This window comes from Mycobacterium sp. NPDC050041, from assembly GCF_049541695.1.
Classification (GTDB): Bacteria; Actinomycetota; Actinomycetes; order Mycobacteriales; family Mycobacteriaceae; genus Mycobacterium.
Genome location: NZ_JBMVDG010000004.1, coordinates 278,616 through 295,695 on the forward strand (window position 1 = coordinate 278,616; position 17,080 = coordinate 295,695).

A 17,080-nucleotide genomic window follows, 5' to 3' on the forward strand; every position below is an offset into this window, starting at 1 on the left:
GCTAGGCGCTCGTCGTCGCCTGGAGCTCCACCTCGTCGGTCTCGGGTAGCTCCGCGCCGCCCGGGATCTCCGGCACGCGGGTGGCACGCACGTACACCGTGTCCCCCTCACGCAGGCCGAGAGCCTCCGCGTCACCGCGGGTGATCTGCGCGGTGAACGGGGCCTTGTTGGCGGCGTTGGTCAGCTCCAGGCGAACCTCGAAGCCGAGGACGACCACGCGGTCGATGACCGCCTTCACCACCCCGGTCGACTTCACCGACTCGCTCTCGGCAATCGGCAGTTCGGGGTTGCGCCCCACCCGGATGTCGTGCGGCCGCACCAGCGTGCCGTTGAGCGAGGAGACCGCGCCGAGGAACGACATCACGAACGCGTTGGCCGGGGTGTCGTAGACCTCGGTCGGCGACCCGACCTGCTCGATGCGGCCCTTGTTGAGCACCGCGATGCGGTCCGCGACGTCGAGCGCCTCCGCCTGGTCGTGCGTCACCAGCACCGTGGTGACGTGCACTTCGTCGTGCAGCCGGCGCAGCCACGCGCGAAGGTCCTCGCGGACCTTGGCGTCCAGGGCGCCGAACGGTTCGTCGAGCAGCAGCACCTCGGGGTCCACCGCCAACGCCCGCGCCAGAGCCATCCGCTGGCGCTGGCCACCGGAGAGCTGACTCGGGTAGCGGGTCTGGAAGCCGGCGAGTCCGACGACCTCGAGCAGGTTGTCGACCTTGTCCTTGATCTCGGCCTTCGGGCGTTTGCGGATTCGCAGGCCGAACGCCACGTTGTCCCGCACCGTGAGGTGCTTGAACGCCGCGTAGTGCTGGAACACGAACCCGATTCCGCGCCGCTGCGGCGGCACGTTGGTGACGTCGCGGCCCTTGATGGTGATGGTGCCGGTGTCGGGCTGGTCCAGGCCTGCGATCGCGCGCAGCAGGGTCGACTTGCCCGATCCCGACGGCCCGAGCAGCGCGGTCAGCGATCCATCCGGCACCACGAAGTCGACGTTGTCCAGGGCGGCGAAGTCGCCGTAGCGCTTGTTGGCTCCGGTGATGGTGATCGCGTTGGTCATGGTTCTGCTCTCCTTGAAACCTATTTTGCGGCCCGGGCGCGCCGGGCGTCGAGAATCACCTGGGCGACGAGCACCAGCACCGCCACGCCCATCAACAGTGTCGATATGGCGTAGGCGCCGTACTCGTTGTTGCGGAAGTACCGGTCGGACACCAGCAGGGTCATGGTCTGCGACTGCCCGGGCAGGTTGGACGACACCATGATCACCGCGCCGTACTCGCCGAGCGTCCTGGCGATGGTCAGCACGATGCCGTAGGTGAGGCCCCACCGGATCGAGGGCAGCGTGATGCGCCAGAAGGTCTGCCACCACTGGGCGCCGAGGGTGGCCGACGCCTCCTCCTGGTCGGTGCCGATCTCGTGCAGCACCGGCTCCACCTCGCGGATCACGAACGGTACGGTGACGAAGATGCTCGCCAGCACGATGCCGGGGAAGCTGAAGATGATCTTCAGCCCGAAGTCGTTCTCCACGAATCCGAACAGTCCGGCCGACCCCCACAGCAGGATCAGCGCGACGCCGACGACGACCGGCGACACCGCGAACGGCAGGTCGATGATCGCCTGCAGAACACTCTTGCCACGGAACCTGTTGCGCGCCAGCACCAGTGCCGTGGGAACGCCGAACAGCACGTTGAGCGGCACCACGATCGCGACGACCAGAAGCGACAACTGCAGCGCCGAAAGCGCGGCGGGCGTGCTGATCGAGCTGAAGAACTCGCCGATGCCCGGTTCGAGTGTGCGCCACAGGATCAGCCCGACCGGGACGATCACCAGCACGGCAAGGTAGGCCAGAGCGACGAAGCGCAGCAGACGGGTGACGAATGGGGACAGGGTCATCGCGCCAACGCCTCCCGCTTGGCCGCGCGCGATCCGATCGCCCGCAGGATGAAGAGCACGACGAAGGAGATGGCGAGCAACACGATCGAGATCGCCGCAGCGCCGACGCGGTCGTCGTTCTCGATCAGCGTCCGGATCCACTGCGACGACACTTCCGTCTCACCGGGGACCGCCCCGCCGATCAGGACCACCGACCCGAACTCGCCGATCGCTCGGGAGAACGCCAGCCCGGCGCCCGACAGCAGCGACGGCAGGAGCGCGGGCAGGATGATCTTGGTCAGGATCGTGTAGTTGTTGGCGCCCAGCGAGGCGGCCGCCTCCTCCACCTCACGGTCCAGTTCGAGCAGCACCGGCTGAACGGAGCGCACGACGAACGGCAGCGTGACGAACAGCAGCGCGATGCCGACACCCCACTTGGTGTGCTGCAGGTGCAGGTCCACCGGGCTGGCGGGACCGTAGAGCGCCAGCATCACCAGACTCGCGACGATGGTCGGCAACGCGAACGGCAGGTCGATCAATGCGTCGACCAGCCGCTTGCCGGGGAACTGGTCACGAGTGAGCACCCAGGCCACCAGCAGCCCGAACACCGCGTTGACCAGGGTGACGCCGATCGAGATCGTCAGCGTCACCCGGAACGACGCGATGGCGGCGGGCGAGCTGACCGCCGACCAGAACGCCTCCCAACCGCCACCCACGGACTGCCACAGGATCGCACCTAGCGGTAGCAGCACGATCAGCGACAACCACAGCGTCGCTGCGCCCACCCGCAGGCCGGTGCTGCCGTAGCCGCCGATCACGGGGCGGCGGCGACCGGCATCCCCGTCGCCGGAGATCTCGGGCCGGATCGCCTCAGGATTGCGATCAAGCCCGGTGGTCATCCAGTGGCCTTCTGGTAGATCTTCGTGATGGTGCCGTTGTCCTTGTTGAACAGCTCGGAGTCGATCTTCTTCCAGCCGCCGAGGTTCTCGATCGTCCACAGCTTCGCCGGGGCGGGGAACTTCTCGGTGAACTCCGCAAGCACCTTCGGATCGGCGGGCCGGAAGCCGGCCTCGGCCCAGATCTTCTGCGCCTCGGGGGTGAACTGGAAGTTCACGAAGTCCCGCGCCTTGTCCAGGTGCTGGCTGGTGTTCACCACGGCGACCGGGTTCTCGATCTTGAAGGTCTGCGGCGGGTTCACGTACTCGAGGCCGAAGTTGATCGCCTCGTTCTCGTAGGCCAGCAGGACGTCACCGCTGCCCTGCTTGAACACGTCGGTGGCCTCGCGGCCGGACGCCGGCCGCAGCTTGACGTGCTCGGTGACCAGCTTGTCGACGAAGTCGATTCCGGCCTGCGGGTTCTGCCCGCCGTTGCTCGCGAACGCGTACGGCGCCAGCAGATTCCACTTCGCTGATCCGGAGCTCAACGGGCTGGGGGTGATGACCTCGACGCCCGGCTTGAGCAGGTCGTTCCAGTCCCGGATGCCCTTCGGGTTGCCCTCGCGAACGGCGAGGCTCACCACGGATCCGAACGGAATCCCCTTCAGCGCGTTGCTGTTCCAGTCCTCGGCCACCTTGCCGGCCTTGACCAGGCGGGTGATGTCCGGCTCGACGGAGAAGTTCACCACGTCGGCCGGTTTGCCGGACTCGACGCCGCGGGACTGATCACCCGACGCGCCGTAGGAACCGGTGACCGCGACTCCCTTGCCCTGTTCGGTCGCGGCGAAGGCGGGCGCGACCTTCGACCAGCCCGGCTCGGGCACCGCGAAGGCGACCAGGGTGAGCGTCGTGTCGGCGTCACTGCCGCCCTCGCCTGCGACGTCGCTGGAGCCGCCACCGCAGGCCGCCAGCAGCGTCGCGGCGGCGCCGATGACGGCCGCTTGCCGCCAGCGTCTGACGAGGGAACCTGTGTTCACGATGAATGGCCTTTCGGGGGTGGGATACGGGATGTACCCGCCACAGCGGAAAGGCGTTGTCTCGTCACCAGACGGCGTCAGCCGACTACCGACACCAGACCGCAGGACGGAATGAGGTCAGCGACAACAACAGAAAATGTCAGCAACTGCGCAACCCACGGCAATGAGGGCCACGATGTGCCCCTCGGTAGTGCCGGACGCAGCTTGCATGGCGCGAAGAATAACAGAGTGGGACGCCCCCGCCACTCGAGAGGTCGCCCCGCTCAGCGCGTCAACCACCAGGTGACGATGACCAGCAGCACCAGCACGACCAGCACCAACGTCACGCGCGACCTCGGCAAACCGCTCACATGTGGTCCGTTTCCTCGTGCCGGATCCGGCGGATCATTCGGGTGCCGTGATTGAGCCCGCCGTCGAGAACCACGGCGACCCCGTAGGCCACCACCAGCACCACCGGCATCACCACGATCGTCTGGAAGACGAACCCGAGACCGGAGAGCCACAGCTCGACGCCGTCCCACCAGCTCAGGAATGCGGCCACGGATCCAACACTAGGCGACGGATGCTGGGCACCCGGGCGTCGGTGACGGACAATGTGGCGATGCCCGACCCGGTCGAGTCCACGACGTGCGTCATCGCAGGCGGCGGCCCCGCCGGGATGATGCTCGGCCTGCTCCTCGCGCGCGGCGGCGTCGCGGTGACCGTGCTGGAGAAACACGCCGATTTCTTGCGCGACTTCCGCGGCGACACGGTGCACGCCAGCACGCTGCGGCTGCTCGACGAGCTCGGCCTGTCCGGCGAGTTCGCCCGGGTGCCGCACCGGTTGATCGACAAGGTGACGGTCACCGTTCAGGACACGGTGCTCGAGGTCGGCCTCGACCGTCTGCCCGGGGCGCATCAGCACATCGCGCTCGTCCCGCAGTGGGACTTCCTCGAGCTGCTGGCCCGGGCGGCGGCTGCCGAACCGACGTTCCGGCTGTTGCGCAGCAGCGAGGTGCTTGGCGCGTTGCGCGACGGGAGCGGCCGGGTCACCGGGGTGCGGTACCGCGGCGCCGACGGCGAGGTGCGCGAGCTGCGGGCCGAGCTCACCGTCGCCTGCGACGGCCGGGCGTCGACGCTGCGCGACGCGTCGGGACTGCCGACGCGCAGTTTCGGCGCACCCATGGACGTGTGGTGGTTCCGGCTGCCGCGCTACGACACCGACCCGCACGGACTGACCGGCATCTTCCGGTCCGGCCACGGCTGCGCGCTGATCGACCGCGGCGACTACTTCCAGATCGCCTATCTCATCCCCAAGGGCGCCGACCAGCGGATGCGCGCCGAGGGGATCGAGGCATTCCGCCGCGAGGTGACCAGCCTGCTGCCCTGGCTCGGCGACCGGCTGACGTCGGTCGAGTCCTTCGACGACGTGAAACTGCTTGACGTGCAACTGAACCGGTTGCGACGCTGGTACACCGACGGGTTGCTGCTGATCGGTGACGCGGCGCACGCGATGTCGCCGATCGGCGGTGTCGGCATCAACCTGGCCGTCGCCGACGCGGTCGCCGCGGCACGCATCCTGGCCCGCCCGCTGCGCGACGGCACGGTGCGCCGCCGCCACCTGGCCACCGTCCAGGCCCGCCGCTGGTTGCCTGCCGCACTGATTCAGCGGGTGCAGCGGCTGGTGCAGGACCGTGCGATCGCGGCGGCGTTCGTCGCAGGCGATGCGACCGGCCCGGCACCCCGGGCGGTCAAGGTGGCCAACCGACTTCCGGCGCTGCGCCGCGCCGTCGCCTACGGGGTGGCGATCGGCCCGCTGCCCGAACACGCACCGACCTGGGCACGGCGCTGACGGCGCCGATGACAGCAAACCCGGCGAACAGGTCGGCACGAGTAGACGGCGGGCACCCCGGCGGTCGATGATGTCCGAATGGTTCTGCAGCACACCCAGCCGGCTGACGACGCGCCCCCGGCCCTGCCGAAAAACGACACCCAGTCGCCGTTGACGGTGACCGCGCCGGTGCCGTACGCGGGCGGCGGGTCGCTGCGGAACCCGTTCCCGCCGATCGCCGACTACGCCTTCCTGTCGGACTGCGAGAACACCTGCCTGATCTCCTCGGCGGGCTCGGTGGAGTGGCTCTGCGTCCCTCGCCCCGACTCGCCCAGTGTGTTCGGTTCGATCCTGGACCGCGGCGCCGGACACTTCCGGCTCGGCCCGTACGGCGTCTCCGTGCCCGCCGCGCGCCGCTACCTGCCCGGCAGCCTGATCCTGGAGACCACCTGGCAGACGCATACCGGTTGGGTGATCGTGCGGGACACGCTGGTGATGGGCCCGTGGCACGACATCGATGCGCGGTCGCGCACCCACCGCCGCACGCCGATGGACTGGGACGCCGAGCACATCCTGCTGCGCACCGTGAAATGTGTCAGCGGCACCGTCGAGTTGGTGATGAACTGCGAGCCGTCGTTCGACTACCACCGCAACAACGCCAGCTGGGAGTACTCGGCCCAGGCCTATGGCGAGGCGATCGCCCGCGCCACCAAGAACCCCGACTCGCACCCGACGCTGCGGCTGACCACCAATCTGCGCATCGGCCTCGAGGGCCGCGAGGCCCGCGCCCGGACGCGGCTCAAGGAGGGCGACAACGTCTTCGTGGCACTGAGCTGGTCGAAGCACCCCGCGCCGCAGACCTACGAGGAAGCCGCCGACAAGATGTGGCAGACCAGCGAGGCCTGGCGGCAGTGGATCAACATCGGCGACTTCCCCGACCACCCGTGGCGGGCCTACCTGCAGCGCAGCGCGCTGACCCTGAAGGGGCTGACGTATTCGCCGACGGGCGCACTGCTGGCGGCCAGCACCACGTCGCTGCCGGAAACGCCTCAGGGCGAACGCAACTGGGATTACCGCTACGCGTGGGTGCGCGACTCGACGTTCGCCCTGTGGGGGCTATACACGCTGGGGCTGGACCGCGAGGCCGATGACTTCTTCGCGTTCATCGCCGACGTGTCGGGAGCCAACAACGGTGAACGCCATCCACTACAGGTGATGTATGCCGTCGGCGGCGAGCGCAGTCTGGTCGAGGAGGAGCTCAACCACCTCTCGGGCTATGACAACGCGCGGCCGGTGCGCATCGGCAACGGCGCGTACAACCAGATGCAGCACGACATCTGGGGCACGATGCTCGATTCGGTGTACCTGCACGCCAAGTCGCGCGAGCAGATCCCGCCGACGTTGTGGCCGGTGCTGAAGAATCAGGTCGAGGAGGCCATCAAGCACTGGCGCGAGCCCGACCGCGGCATCTGGGAGGTGCGCGGCGAGCCGCAGCACTTCACCTCCAGCAAGATCATGTGCTGGGTGGCGCTCGACCGCGGGTCGAAACTGGCCGAACTGCAGGGCGAGAAGAGCTACGCCCAGCAGTGGCGGACGATCGCCGAGGAGATCAAGGCCGACATCCTCAAACACGGCGTCGACGACCGCGGTGTGCTCACCCAGCGCTACGGCGACGTCGCGCTGGACGCGTCGCTGCTGCTCGCGCCGCTGGTGCGGTTCCTGCCGCCCGACGATCCGCGGGTGCGCGCGACGGTGCTCGCCATCGCCGACGAGCTGACCGAGGAGGGCCTGGTGCTGCGGTACCGGGTCGAGGAGACCGACGACGGCCTCACCGGCGAGGAGGGCACCTTCACCATCTGCTCGTTCTGGCTGGTGTCGGCGCTGGTCGAGATCGGCGAGGTGAGCCGGGCCAAGCACCTGTGCGAGCGGCTGCTGTCCTTCGCCAGTCCGCTGCATCTGTACGCCGAGGAGATCGAGCCGCGGACCGGCCGCCACCTGGGTAACTTCCCGCAGGCGTTCACCCACCTGGCGCTGATCAACGCGGTGGTGCACGTCATCCGCGCCGAGGAGGAGGCGGACAGCTCCGGGGTGTTCGTCCCGGCCAACGCCCCGATGTAGCCGGCGAGCGCGACACGCGCAGCGTGAGCGGGTGCAACGGACACCTGATGTTCAGGATCACGGTGTATCCATTGGTTGTCGGCACCGCAACCGCAGGACAGCATGGTGCTCACACACCAGGAGGCGCACATGGGATATGACATCCACACCGATTCGTCGCGGCGGGTCATCGACGTCGCAGTCGGCGTCCTGGTGGGGTTGCGGGGCTGCTCGCATCGCACGGCGTTCGACGAACTGGTGAGTGTGGTGAACCGCACCGGGATCGGTATCGGCAGCATAGCTGGCGCGCTGGTCGACCTGTCCGCGGGCGAATCCGGCCAGTCCTCAGCGCATCTCGAGGCGTTCAACGCCTGGGGCCAACTCGTCTCCAACGCGCGGCTGACGCCGCTGTCGACGGCCTGAGGTCAGCCCCCGACGTTGGCCATCAGCGCGGTGGCCACGTCGACGGCCTGGTCGGAGATCGTGTACCCGCACGCCCACGTCTCGACGACGACGTTGCTCACCGCCGAGATCGCGTGCTGACACGACCAGCCGCCGGAGTCCTCCTGACTTGAGGTCTGCGCGAGGACGCCCTGCGCATCGCGGACGTCCTGTAGCTCCCACAGGTAGGTGGTGGCGCCGGCACCGATGGCGATCGCGTCACCGGCGCAGGTGTCCCACAGCGACCGCGACTCGTCGATGAAGTCCTGTGCCTGCATGTCGCTGGGAAACAGCACCGCGGTCTGCTGCACCCAGTGTTCGTTGTCGTCACCGGGTTCTGCGGCCACCTGGTCGCGCATCGCGGTCCACTCGGAACCGGCGTAGACGGATTCTTCGGCGGAGAAGATGGCCCCGACGCAGTCCGGGTCGGACACGTCGTCGACATGGTCACCCATCTCCTCGGAGTCGCTGGTGACCTCCATGTCCGTGGCGCCGACCGTCGAGTTGAGCTCGGCGATCGGCAGCAGCACGGCGTCGAGGTCGGCCTCCTGCAGTTCGGCGGCGCCCGCGGGCCGCACCGCCGTGCCGGCGACGGTGGCCTGACACGCGGTGAGGAGGGCCGCCACGCCCAACCCGGCGACCACAAGACAGATTCGCAGCGCACCGGCGTTCGTCACCGACACATTGTCACCGACAAGGCGCCCGCGCGGCGGCTGACGGACCGATCAGCGCGCGATCTTGTCCAACATCAGGTCCGCGACGTGCACCGCCCCGTCGGCGCCTGCCGCTTTGGCGTCCTCGAGGTCGGTGATCTCCACGTCGACGACACAGTCCCCCGCGACGCCGAGTGCGCGCTGCAGGGTGAGCGAGTCCGAGTCGCCGGCGTCGTGCAGCACCACCGCCGACACCACCCGGTCCCCGACCGCCACGTCGGTGATCATGCTCTGCTCGCGGGCGCCCCGGTCGGGCTGCTGCAACAGCAGCGTCTGGCCGTCGCAGTGCCGCCACTTCTGCGCCGAGGCGGCGAAGAACCGCTGCGCCTCGTCGGCCGTGTCGAACTGCACCACACCGAGATACGCCGACATCGACGGCCCGGCGACGCTTCCGCCGGCCCATGACCTGGTGGCCACCGACCGAACCGGGCTCTCGGCGTAGACCATCTGCTGCAGACGGTACGTCGGGCTGACACAGTCGACCGGTGTCGCCTCGGTCCGGTCGACGCCGCGCAACAGCATGTCGGCGCCGCCCTCGACCAGCTGACCCATGAAGCCCGCCGGCGGAATGCCAAGCGCCCCAGCGAGTTCCTCCTGCGTGGGCAGCATGGCGCCGAGCGGGCGCGCGGCGGTGGGTGGTGCCGGCGGCGCGGATGTGGGCACCGGCGGCCGCGTGGGCGACGCGCAGCCGGCGAGCAGCGTCACCGCCGTCAGCACCGCCGCCGCCCGCATCGGCTACTTCTTCGGCTTGTCGCTGGCGGCGTCGGCGGACAGCGCGGCCACGAAGGCCTCCTGCGGGACGTCGACCCGCCCGATCGTCTTCATCCGCTTCTTGCCCTCCTTCTGCTTCTCCAGCAGCTTGCGCTTGCGGGTGATGTCGCCGCCGTAGCACTTGCTCAGCACGTCCTTGCGGATCGCCCGGATGTTCTCGCGGGCGATGATCCTCGAGCCGATCGCCGCCTGGATCGGCACCTCGAACTGCTGACGGGGTATCAGTTCCTTGAGCTTGGTGGTCATCTTGTTGCCGTATGCCGGCGCCGAGTCCTTGTGCACGATGGCGCTGAACGCGTCGACCGCCTCGCCCTGCAGCAGGATGTCGACCTTCACCAGGTCGGATTCCTGCTCGCCTGCCTCCTCGTAGTCCAGGCTCGCGTAGCCACGGGTTCGCGACTTCAGGGAGTCGAAGAAGTCGAAGATGATCTCTCCCAGCGGCATGGTGTAACGCAGCTCGACACGCTCGGGTGACAGGTAATCCATTCCGCCGAGCTCGCCGCGCCGCGACTGGCACAGCTCCATGATGGTCCCGATGAACTCGCTGGGGGCGATGATCGTCGTTTTCACGACGGGTTCGAAGACGGCGCCGACCTTGCCGTCCGGCCAGTCCGAGGGGTTCGTCACCACGAGTTCGGAGCCGTCGTCCTTGACGACGCGGTACACCACGTTCGGCGAGGTGGAGATCAGGTCCAGGTCGAATTCGCGTTCCAGCCGCTCCCGGGTGATCTCCATGTGCAGCAGTCCCAGGAAGCCGCACCGGAAGCCGAAGCCCAGCGCCACCGACGTCTCCGGCTCCCACACCAGGGCAGCGTCGTTGAGCTGCAGCCGTTCCAGCGCGTCGCGCAGGTTGGGATAGTCCGAGCCGTCGACCGGGTAGAGACCCGAGTACACCATCGGTCGGGGCTCGCGGTAGCCGGTGAGCGCCTCGGTGGCGCCGTTGCGCGCGGTGGTCACCGTGTCGCCGACCTTCGACTGGCGGACGTCCTTCACACCGGTGATCAGGTAGCCGACCTCGCCCACTCCGAGGCCCTCGGTGGCCTTCGGCTCCGGCGAGACGATGCCGACCTCGAGAAGTTCGTGCATGGTGCCGGTGGACATCATCTTGATCTTCTCGCGGGGGCTGAGCTTGCCGTCCACCACACGCACGTAGGTGACGACGCCGCGGTAGATGTCGTATACCGAGTCGAAGATCATCGCCCTGGCGGGCGCCTCGGCGTCGCCGACCGGCGGCGGGATGAGGCGGACCACCGCGTCGAGCAGTTCGCGGACCCCGACGCCGGTCTTGCCCGACACCCGCAGCACGTCCTCGGGTTCGCAGCCGATGATGTGGGCGATCTCCCCGGCGTAGCGGTCCGGGTCCGCGGCGGGAAGGTCGATCTTGTTCAGCACCGGGATGATCGTGAGGTCGCGGTCGAGCGCCAGGTACAGGTTCGCCAGCGTCTGCGCCTCGATGCCCTGGGCGGCGTCCACCAGCAGCACAGCGCCCTCGCAGGCCTCCAGCGCCCGGGACACCTCGTAGGTGAAGTCGACGTGGCCAGGGGTGTCGATCAGGTGCAATACGAACTGTTCATCCCCGACCGTCCACGGCAGCCGCACGTTCTGCGCCTTGATGGTGATGCCGCGCTCGCGCTCGATGTCCATCCGGTCCAGGTACTGCGCGCGCATGTCGCGGTCGGCGACCACACCGGTGATGCCCAGCATCCGGTCGGCCAGCGTCGACTTGCCGTGGTCGATGTGGGCGATGATGCAGAAGTTCCGAATCTGCGCCGGCGCAGTGAACGTCTTGTCGGCGAAGCTGCTGATGGGAATCTCCTGGTGGGGCTGGGTGGGACACGCGTGGTGCGCCCATCAAGGGTATCGACCACGGGCGGCCGCGACACAATCGCAGCTCCCGGCGGTCACTTATGCTCGATTCCATGCCTCCGCAGTGGAAGTCGTTCCAGCGGTTCGCGGGGACCGCCGCAAAGAACTTCGTGTTCAACGAGGCGCCGAAGTTCATCCGCCAGCTCCAGCAGTCCGAGAACAAGCCGCGCACGGTGCAGCAGGGCCTCCAGCAGGGCCTCAAGGTCGGCCTGGAGGCCGGCCTGTCCGCGCTGGCCGGTGCGGCCGCCGCGGGTCAGCCGACCGCGGCGATCACCAGCGGCAGGCCCGTCACCGACAACAGCGTCCCGACGGCGCACCGGGCCCGCAAGCTGATCTACGCCCCCGATCTGGACGGCCGCGCCGACCCGGGCGAGATCGTCTGGACCTGGGTGGTCTACGAGGACGATCCGACGCGGGGCAAGGACCGGCCGGTGCTGGTGGTGGGCCGCGACCGGCGCACGCTTCTCGGCCTCATGCTGAGCAGCCAGGACCACCACCGAGACGACCCGGACTGGGTCGGCATCGGCAGCGGCGGCTGGGACGACGACGGCCGGCCCAGCTGGGTGCGGCTCGACCGCGTGCTCGACGTGCCCGAGGAGGGCATCCGGCGCGAAGGCGCGGTGCTGGACCGGGACCGGTTCGACATCATCGCCATGCGGTTGCGCGCCGAGTACTCCTGGAGCTGACTACCGCGGCGACCGCCACATCGGGATCATGCTGGGGCCGTCGTCCGGGAGGATGATCTCGCCGGTGACGTCGAACCCGAACCGCTGGTAGTACGGCACGTTGTCCGGGTTGCTCGACTCCAGGTAGGCCGGCGCGTGTTCGGCGTCCACCCGGTCCAGCCGGGACCGCATCAGGGCCTGACCGAAACCGCCGCCGCGCACCGTCGGGTCGCTGCCGATGACACCGAGGTACCAGTGCGGCTCCTCGGGATGGCGCTCCTTCATCAGATCGGTCAGCTGCTGCCCGCGGGCGACGCGGCCGCGTGCCGCCCAGAGGAACCAGGGCATCATCCGGAACTCCTCGCTTCGCGAGTGCTGCCAGCGTCCTGGTGGATCCCACAGCGCGGCGGCCCCGATGTCCCCGCCACGCCGGGCGACCTCGACGCCGCCACCGGCCATGAAGTGGTGACGGGTCATGGCCGCGAACATCGTCGGCAGCCCCTTCGCGCGGCGCGCCGGGTCGGGCACCATCCACGCCATCACCGGGTCGTCGAAGAACGCCCGGCCCAGCGTGCGCGCCAGCGCACGGATGTCGGCGCGCACCGGCGGCCGCACCTCGATGTCGGTCGGCACTGTGGTCATCCCTGGGTGATGTAGGCCTGCAACTGCTCGTGCTCGGCTTCCAATTCTTCCATCCGCGTCTTGACCACGTCACCGATGCTGACGATGCCGGCGAGCCGTCCGTCCACCACCACCGGCACGTGCCGCACCCGGTTTCGGGTCATCAGCACGGTGAGGCTGTCCAGGGTGTCCTCGGGGTCGCAGGTCGCCACCACGGTCGTCATGATCTCCGACACCGGCCGCGACAGCAGGTCCGCGCCCATCTCGTGCAGCTTGCGCACGACGTCGCGCTCGGACACGATGCCGGCCAGCCCGTCGGGTGAGACCACCACCATCGCACCGATGTTGTGCATCGACAGTTCGGTGAGCAGCCCGCTGACCGAGGTCTCCGGCGTGATGGTGGCGACCGCCGCCCCTTTCGTCCGCAACACGTCCGCGATCCGCATGGCGAGCCTCCGATTGTGAGCTACGTCATATCAGGCTAGGCGGGCGGCGCACGCTGCGGAGGGTTTCGGCGGCCGGGAATGAATCGGCGGGCGCCGCACCTTGACCCCTTCATGACCTCACCGGTACCGACACTCGACCTGGGCGATCAGCTCACCGTCAGCGCGATGGGCTTCGGGGCGATGGCCCTGACGCCGGTCTATGGCGCCGTCAACGACGCCGAATCGCTGGACACCCTGCACCGCTGCCTCGATCTCGGCGTGACGTTCATCGACACCGCCGACGTCTACGGCGGCGGGGACAACGAACGCCTGATCGCGCGCCTTCTCGCCGACCGCCGCGACGAGGTCACGCTGGCCACCAAGTTCGGCATCACCGGCACGCCGGGGAAGCCGTCGGCGGGACGGCCCGGTGTCCGCAACGACGCCGCCTACGTGCGCCAGAGCGCCGACGACAGCCTGCGGCGGCTGCAGACCGACGTCATCGACCTGTACTACCTGCATCGCCGCGACGTCTCGGTCCCCATCGAGGACACCGTCGGGGCGATGGCGGAACTGGTCGCCGCAGGCAAGGTGCGCCACCTCGGCCTGTCCGAGGTGACCGCCGACGAGCTGCGCGCCGCGGTCGCCGTGCATCCGATCGCGGCGGTGCAGAGCGAATGGTCGATCTGGAGCCGCGACGTCGAGCGCAACGTCGTCCCGGCCGCCGTGGAACTCGGCGTGGGATTCGTGCCGTACTCGCCGCTGGGCCGGGGCTTCCTGGCCGGCTCGGTGCGGTCGGGCGCCGACCTCGAGGCCGCCGGTGAGTTCCGGCGCAGTCTGCCGAGATTCGCCGCCGACGCGTTCGAGGCCAACCTCGCCGTGGTGGACGCCGTCGCCACCGTGGCCGACGAGGTCGGTGCCACCCCGGCACAGGTCGCCCTCGCGTGGCTGCGCCACCGCGCCGAGGCCCTCGGCGTGTCATCGGTGCCGATCCCGGGCACCCGGCGCGCCACCCGGGTCGCCGAGAACCTCGGCTCGCTCGGCGTCACGCTGACCGCAGATCAGCTCGCGGCGCTCGACGCCGCAGCAGCGGCGGTGGTGGGACAGCGGTCCGGCGATCCGAACTGGGTGTCCGCGGGCCGCGAGTAGCGCCCTCCCCGAGCGGGGCCGTGGGAATCCCGTCAGACCGCACACCGGCGCACCGCCGACGCGGTAGGGATGAGCCATGATCGAGCTCACCCTGCTGGGAACCGGCAGCCCGATACCGGACCCGCGCCGGGCCGGGCCGTCGACGCTGGTGCGGGCCGGCGGCCAGACACTGCTCGTCGACTGCGGACGCGGTGTGCAGCAGCGGATGGCGGCGGCCGGGGTCGGCGCCGCCGGTCTGACGGCCCTGCTGCTCACCCACCTGCACAGCGACCACATCGCCGACCTGGGTGACCTGCTGATCACCCGCTGGGTCACCACGTTCACCGAACAGGTGCCTCTGACGATCATCGGGCCGCCCGGGACGGCCGAGGTGGTGGACCTGACGCTGAAGGCATTCGGTCGCGACATCGGCTACCGGATCGCCCACCACGCGGATCTCACCGCACCTCCCGCCGTCGAGGTGCACGAGCACACCGACGGCGTCGTCTGGGACCGCGACGGCGTGCGCGTCGTGGTCGCGCCCACCGATCACCGCCCGGTGACGCCGACGATCGCGTTCCGCGTGGAGCACCACGGTGCGTCGGCGGTCCTCGCCGGGGACACCGTGCCGTGCGACAGCCTCGACGCCCTGGCCGTAGGCGCAGGCGCGCTGGTGCACACCGCCATTCGCCGGGACCTGATCGAATCGCTTCCACAGCAACGATTCCGCGACATCTGCGACTACCACTCATCGGTCGAGCAGGCGCTGCCACCGCCGCCAGGGCCGGTGTCGGCATCCTGGTGCTCACCCACTACGTCCCGGCGATCGCGCCCGGCGCCGAGGACGAGTGGCGGGCGCTGGCTGCGTCGGTGTTCCCCCGGCAGATCGAGCTCGGGGACGACCTGCACCGCGTCGAGGTGCATCCCGGCGTGTGCGTCAGGCCAGCCGGGTGATCTCCACGACGACGTCGAGGTCGGTGGAGCCCTCACCGGAATAGATGCCCTTCAGCGGGGTGACGTCGGCGTAGTCGCGGCCGACGCCCACGCTGACGTACTGCTCGTTGATCTCTTTGTCGTTGGTCGGGTCGTAGTGCCACCAGCCGCCGGTCCACGCCTGGATCCAGGCGTGGCTCTGCCCTTCGATGGTGTCGCCGACCGCGGCCTCGCGTTTCGGATGCAGATAGCCCGACACGTACCGGGCGGGAATGCCGATGCTGCGCAACAGGATCAGCGACAGATGCGCGAAATCCTGGCAGACGCCCTTGCCTTCGCGGTGTGCGTCCAGGCCGGACGAGTGCACCCCGGTGGTCCCCGGCACGTACTCGAGTTCGCTGTGCACCCAGTTCGCCGCGGCGATCACCGCGTCGTGCGGGTCGTGGTACTTCGCGATGCGCTGGCCCACCCGCGCCAGGCGCCTGCTGTGCGGCGTGTAGTCGGTGGGCCCGAGCACCTCGTCGAACCGGTCGATCACCGCGATCGTCTTGAGGTCCTCCCAGCTCACCTCCTCGGCGGGTTGGTCGCCGGTGTCGGTCTCGACCACAGACGACGCGGTGACCTCCAGTTCGGTGTGCGGGGCGTGCAGATCGAACGACGTCACCGCGGTGCCCCAGTAGTCGACGTAGCGGTACTGGCGGGTGGCGGGCACGGTCTCGACCCGGTTGAGGATGACGTTCTGCCGCGAGTCCGACCGCGGCGTGAGGCGCGCCTCGTTGAACGACGCCGTCACCGGCGACTTGTAGGCGTACCCGGTCGAGTGCACCACCCGCATGCGCCACATCAGATCTCCCCTTCCTCGATCACCAGGCCGCCGCTGCGGCCGGCGTCGGTCCAGGCCACCCACGGTGCCGCATGGAAGTACTGCAGCGCCAACGCCTCTCCGACGTCGAAGCAGGTCTGCTGCAGGTCGGCCAACCGGGTCTCGAGCGACTCCAGCAGCACGCCCGGTTCCAGGAACTCCAGTTCACTGCGCGCACGACCCAGCAGGCGCTGCGCCTCGGCGGTCGCTCCGACGCGGTTCTGCGGCCGCTGCAGCAGTTCGTCGAGGCTGTGCTCGGCCAGCCGCAGCGAGTAGTAGATCGACCGCGGGAACAGCCGGTCGAGCAGCATGAACTCGACGACACGGCCCGCGTCGAGTGCGCCGCGATAGGTGCGCAGGTAGGTGTCGTGCGCGCCCGCCGACCGCAGCAGGGTCACCCAGGCCGGCGACGACGCACTGTCGCCGACCCGTGACAGCAGCAACCGGACGGTCATGTCCACCCGTTCGATCGCGCGGCCCATCAGCATGAACCGGTACCCGTCGTCACGGGACAGGGTCGAGTCCGCCAGGCCGGCGAACATCGCCGCGCGACCCTCGACGTACGAGAGGAACTCATGGGGGCCAAGGCGTTTGGCGGCCCGTTCCCGCTCAGGCAGTGCGTTGTAGGTGGTGTTCAGGCATTCCCAGATCTCGCTCGACGTCACCTCCCGGGCGCCGCGCGCGTTCTCCCGCGCCGCCGAGATCGAGTCCACGATGGAGGTGCCCTCACCACGGGTATCGCGGGTGAACGCCACCAGATCGGTGAGCGACCAGACGTCGAGCGCGGTGCTCGGGGCGTCTATGCCGAGCACCCGGAGCAGCGTCCGCGAAGCCCGGTCCGGGTCGACGCTCGAGTCCTCCAGCAACTGGTGCACGGTCACGTCGAGGATGCGGGCGGTGTCGTCGGCCCTCTCGACGTAACGTCCGATCCAGTACAGCGACTCCGCATTTCGCGCGAGCATCCGCCCTC

General features: G+C 69.1%; 16 protein-coding genes and 2 pseudogenes. 6 read left to right on the forward strand and 12 right to left on the reverse strand.

Annotation, left to right across the window (positions count from 1 at the left end):
- Nucleotide 1 precedes the first annotated feature (1 nt).
- The 5 genes from ACPCHZ_RS15615 to ACPCHZ_RS15635 form a co-directional block, all read right to left on the reverse strand.
- The gene (locus tag ACPCHZ_RS15615; protein ID WP_423485565.1) at nucleotides 2–1,054 is read right to left on the reverse strand and encodes a sulfate/molybdate ABC transporter ATP-binding protein; all 1,053 of its coding nucleotides are present in this window, start codon (nucleotides 1,052–1,054) and stop codon (nucleotides 2–4) included.
- A 20-nt stretch (nucleotides 1,055–1,074) separates the two neighbouring features.
- Nucleotides 1,075–1,887: a sulfate ABC transporter permease subunit CysW gene (cysW, locus tag ACPCHZ_RS15620; protein WP_423485566.1), complete on the reverse strand. Its 813-nt coding sequence runs from the start codon at nucleotides 1,885–1,887 to the stop codon at nucleotides 1,075–1,077.
- A complete protein-coding gene (gene cysT / locus ACPCHZ_RS15625; RefSeq protein ID WP_423485567.1) occupies nucleotides 1,884–2,765 on the reverse strand; it encodes a sulfate ABC transporter permease subunit CysT in 882 nt (293 codons plus the stop codon). The genes cysW and cysT overlap by 4 nt, the downstream gene beginning before the upstream one ends.
- The gene (locus ACPCHZ_RS15630) at nucleotides 2,762–3,778 is read right to left on the reverse strand and encodes a sulfate ABC transporter substrate-binding protein (protein WP_364981635.1); all 1,017 of its coding nucleotides are present in this window, start codon (nucleotides 3,776–3,778) and stop codon (nucleotides 2,762–2,764) included. The genes cysT and ACPCHZ_RS15630 overlap by 4 nt, the downstream gene beginning before the upstream one ends.
- Nucleotides 3,779–4,124: 346 nt before the next feature.
- Entirely contained in the window at nucleotides 4,125–4,319 is a 195-nt protein-coding gene (locus ACPCHZ_RS15635; protein ID WP_423485568.1) for a hypothetical protein, read from the reverse strand.
- 54 nt (nucleotides 4,320–4,373) lie between these two features.
- Between ACPCHZ_RS15635 and ACPCHZ_RS15640 the strand changes: the two genes are divergently transcribed.
- The 3 genes from ACPCHZ_RS15640 (at nucleotide 4,374) to ACPCHZ_RS15650 (ending at nucleotide 8,108) form a co-directional block, all read left to right on the forward strand.
- Nucleotides 4,374–5,609, forward strand: a complete 1,236-nt coding sequence (locus ACPCHZ_RS15640) for an FAD-dependent oxidoreductase (RefSeq protein WP_423485731.1) — start codon at nucleotides 4,374–4,376, stop codon at nucleotides 5,607–5,609.
- Between the two features lie 78 nt (nucleotides 5,610–5,687).
- Nucleotides 5,688–7,706: a glycoside hydrolase family 15 protein gene (locus tag ACPCHZ_RS15645; RefSeq protein ID WP_364981644.1), complete on the forward strand. Its 2,019-nt coding sequence runs from the start codon at nucleotides 5,688–5,690 to the stop codon at nucleotides 7,704–7,706.
- Nucleotides 7,707–7,808: 102 nt separating this feature from the next.
- Entirely contained in the window at nucleotides 7,809–8,108 is a 300-nt protein-coding gene (locus ACPCHZ_RS15650) for an ANTAR domain-containing protein (RefSeq protein ID WP_364981649.1), read from the forward strand.
- A gap of 2 nt (nucleotides 8,109–8,110) precedes the next feature.
- On the opposite strand, the gene ACPCHZ_RS15655 is transcribed toward ACPCHZ_RS15650, so the two are convergent.
- The 3 genes and pseudogenes from ACPCHZ_RS15655 to lepA form a co-directional block, all read right to left on the reverse strand.
- The gene (locus tag ACPCHZ_RS15655; protein ID WP_423485569.1) at nucleotides 8,111–8,803 is read right to left on the reverse strand and encodes a sensor domain-containing protein; all 693 of its coding nucleotides are present in this window, start codon (nucleotides 8,801–8,803) and stop codon (nucleotides 8,111–8,113) included.
- Nucleotides 8,804–8,851: 48 nt separating this feature from the next.
- Nucleotides 8,852–9,571 carry a sensor domain-containing protein gene (locus ACPCHZ_RS15660; protein WP_423485570.1) on the reverse strand — a complete coding sequence of 240 codons (720 nt, stop codon included), beginning with the start codon at nucleotides 9,569–9,571 and terminating at the stop codon, nucleotides 8,852–8,854.
- Between the two features lie 3 nt (nucleotides 9,572–9,574).
- Nucleotides 9,575–11,493 (reverse strand): annotated as a pseudogene (gene lepA / locus ACPCHZ_RS15665) (translation elongation factor 4).
- Between the two features lie 36 nt (nucleotides 11,494–11,529).
- Here lepA and ACPCHZ_RS15670 point away from each other — a divergent pair.
- Nucleotides 11,530–12,162: a type II toxin-antitoxin system PemK/MazF family toxin gene (locus tag ACPCHZ_RS15670; protein WP_423485571.1), complete on the forward strand. Its 633-nt coding sequence runs from the start codon at nucleotides 11,530–11,532 to the stop codon at nucleotides 12,160–12,162.
- On the opposite strand, the gene ACPCHZ_RS15675 is transcribed toward ACPCHZ_RS15670, so the two are convergent.
- Nucleotides 12,163–12,783 carry a GNAT family N-acetyltransferase gene (locus ACPCHZ_RS15675; protein ID WP_423485572.1) on the reverse strand — a complete coding sequence of 207 codons (621 nt, stop codon included), beginning with the start codon at nucleotides 12,781–12,783 and terminating at the stop codon, nucleotides 12,163–12,165.
- The gene (locus tag ACPCHZ_RS15680; protein WP_364981664.1) at nucleotides 12,780–13,208 is read right to left on the reverse strand and encodes a CBS domain-containing protein; all 429 of its coding nucleotides are present in this window, start codon (nucleotides 13,206–13,208) and stop codon (nucleotides 12,780–12,782) included. Before ACPCHZ_RS15680 ends, ACPCHZ_RS15675 begins: the two co-directional genes overlap by 4 nt.
- Nucleotides 13,209–13,319: 111 nt before the next feature.
- Between ACPCHZ_RS15680 and ACPCHZ_RS15685 the strand changes: the two genes are divergently transcribed.
- On the forward strand, nucleotides 13,320–14,336 hold the full coding sequence (locus ACPCHZ_RS15685) for an aldo/keto reductase (RefSeq protein WP_423485573.1): 1,017 nt from the start codon (nucleotides 13,320–13,322) through the stop codon (nucleotides 14,334–14,336).
- A gap of 76 nt (nucleotides 14,337–14,412) precedes the next feature.
- Nucleotides 14,413–15,269: pseudogene (locus ACPCHZ_RS15690) on the forward strand (ribonuclease Z).
- On the opposite strand, the gene ACPCHZ_RS15695 reads toward ACPCHZ_RS15690, so the two are convergent.
- The gene (locus tag ACPCHZ_RS15695) at nucleotides 15,253–16,092 is read right to left on the reverse strand and encodes a transglutaminase family protein (protein ID WP_423485574.1); all 840 of its coding nucleotides are present in this window, start codon (nucleotides 16,090–16,092) and stop codon (nucleotides 15,253–15,255) included. The pseudogene ACPCHZ_RS15690 and the gene ACPCHZ_RS15695 sit on opposite strands and share 17 nt — an antisense overlap.
- On the reverse strand, nucleotides 16,092–17,072 hold the full coding sequence (locus ACPCHZ_RS15700; RefSeq protein ID WP_423485575.1) for an alpha-E domain-containing protein: 981 nt from the start codon (nucleotides 17,070–17,072) through the stop codon (nucleotides 16,092–16,094). Before ACPCHZ_RS15700 ends, ACPCHZ_RS15695 begins: the two co-directional genes overlap by 1 nt.
- Nucleotides 17,073–17,080: the final 8 nt, after the last annotated feature.

Coding starts and splice junctions, on each gene's coding strand:
- ACPCHZ_RS15615 (WP_423485565.1), bottom strand. CDS start 1,054: ATGACCAACGCGATCACCATCACCGGAGCCAACAAGCGCTACGGCGAC.
- cysW (WP_423485566.1), bottom strand. CDS start 1,887: ATGACCCTGTCCCCATTCGTCACCCGTCTGCTGCGCTTCGTCGCTCTG.
- cysT (WP_423485567.1), bottom strand. CDS start 2,765: ATGACCACCGGGCTTGATCGCAATCCTGAGGCGATCCGGCCCGAGATC.
- ACPCHZ_RS15645 (WP_364981644.1), top strand. CDS start 5,688: ATGGTTCTGCAGCACACCCAGCCGGCTGACGACGCGCCCCCGGCCCTG.
- ACPCHZ_RS15650 (WP_364981649.1), top strand. CDS start 7,809: ATGGTGCTCACACACCAGGAGGCGCACATGGGATATGACATCCACACC.
- ACPCHZ_RS15660 (WP_423485570.1), bottom strand. CDS start 9,571: ATGCGGGCGGCGGCGGTGCTGACGGCGGTGACGCTGCTCGCCGGCTGC.
- ACPCHZ_RS15670 (WP_423485571.1), top strand. CDS start 11,530: ATGCCTCCGCAGTGGAAGTCGTTCCAGCGGTTCGCGGGGACCGCCGCA.
- ACPCHZ_RS15675 (WP_423485572.1), bottom strand. CDS start 12,783: ATGACCACAGTGCCGACCGACATCGAGGTGCGGCCGCCGGTGCGCGCC.
- ACPCHZ_RS15680 (WP_364981664.1), bottom strand. CDS start 13,208: ATGCGGATCGCGGACGTGTTGCGGACGAAAGGGGCGGCGGTCGCCACC.
- ACPCHZ_RS15685 (WP_423485573.1), top strand. CDS start 13,320: ATGACCTCACCGGTACCGACACTCGACCTGGGCGATCAGCTCACCGTC.
- ACPCHZ_RS15695 (WP_423485574.1), bottom strand. CDS start 16,092: ATGTGGCGCATGCGGGTGGTGCACTCGACCGGGTACGCCTACAAGTCG.
- ACPCHZ_RS15700 (WP_423485575.1), bottom strand. CDS start 17,072: ATGCTCGCGCGAAATGCGGAGTCGCTGTACTGGATCGGACGTTACGTC.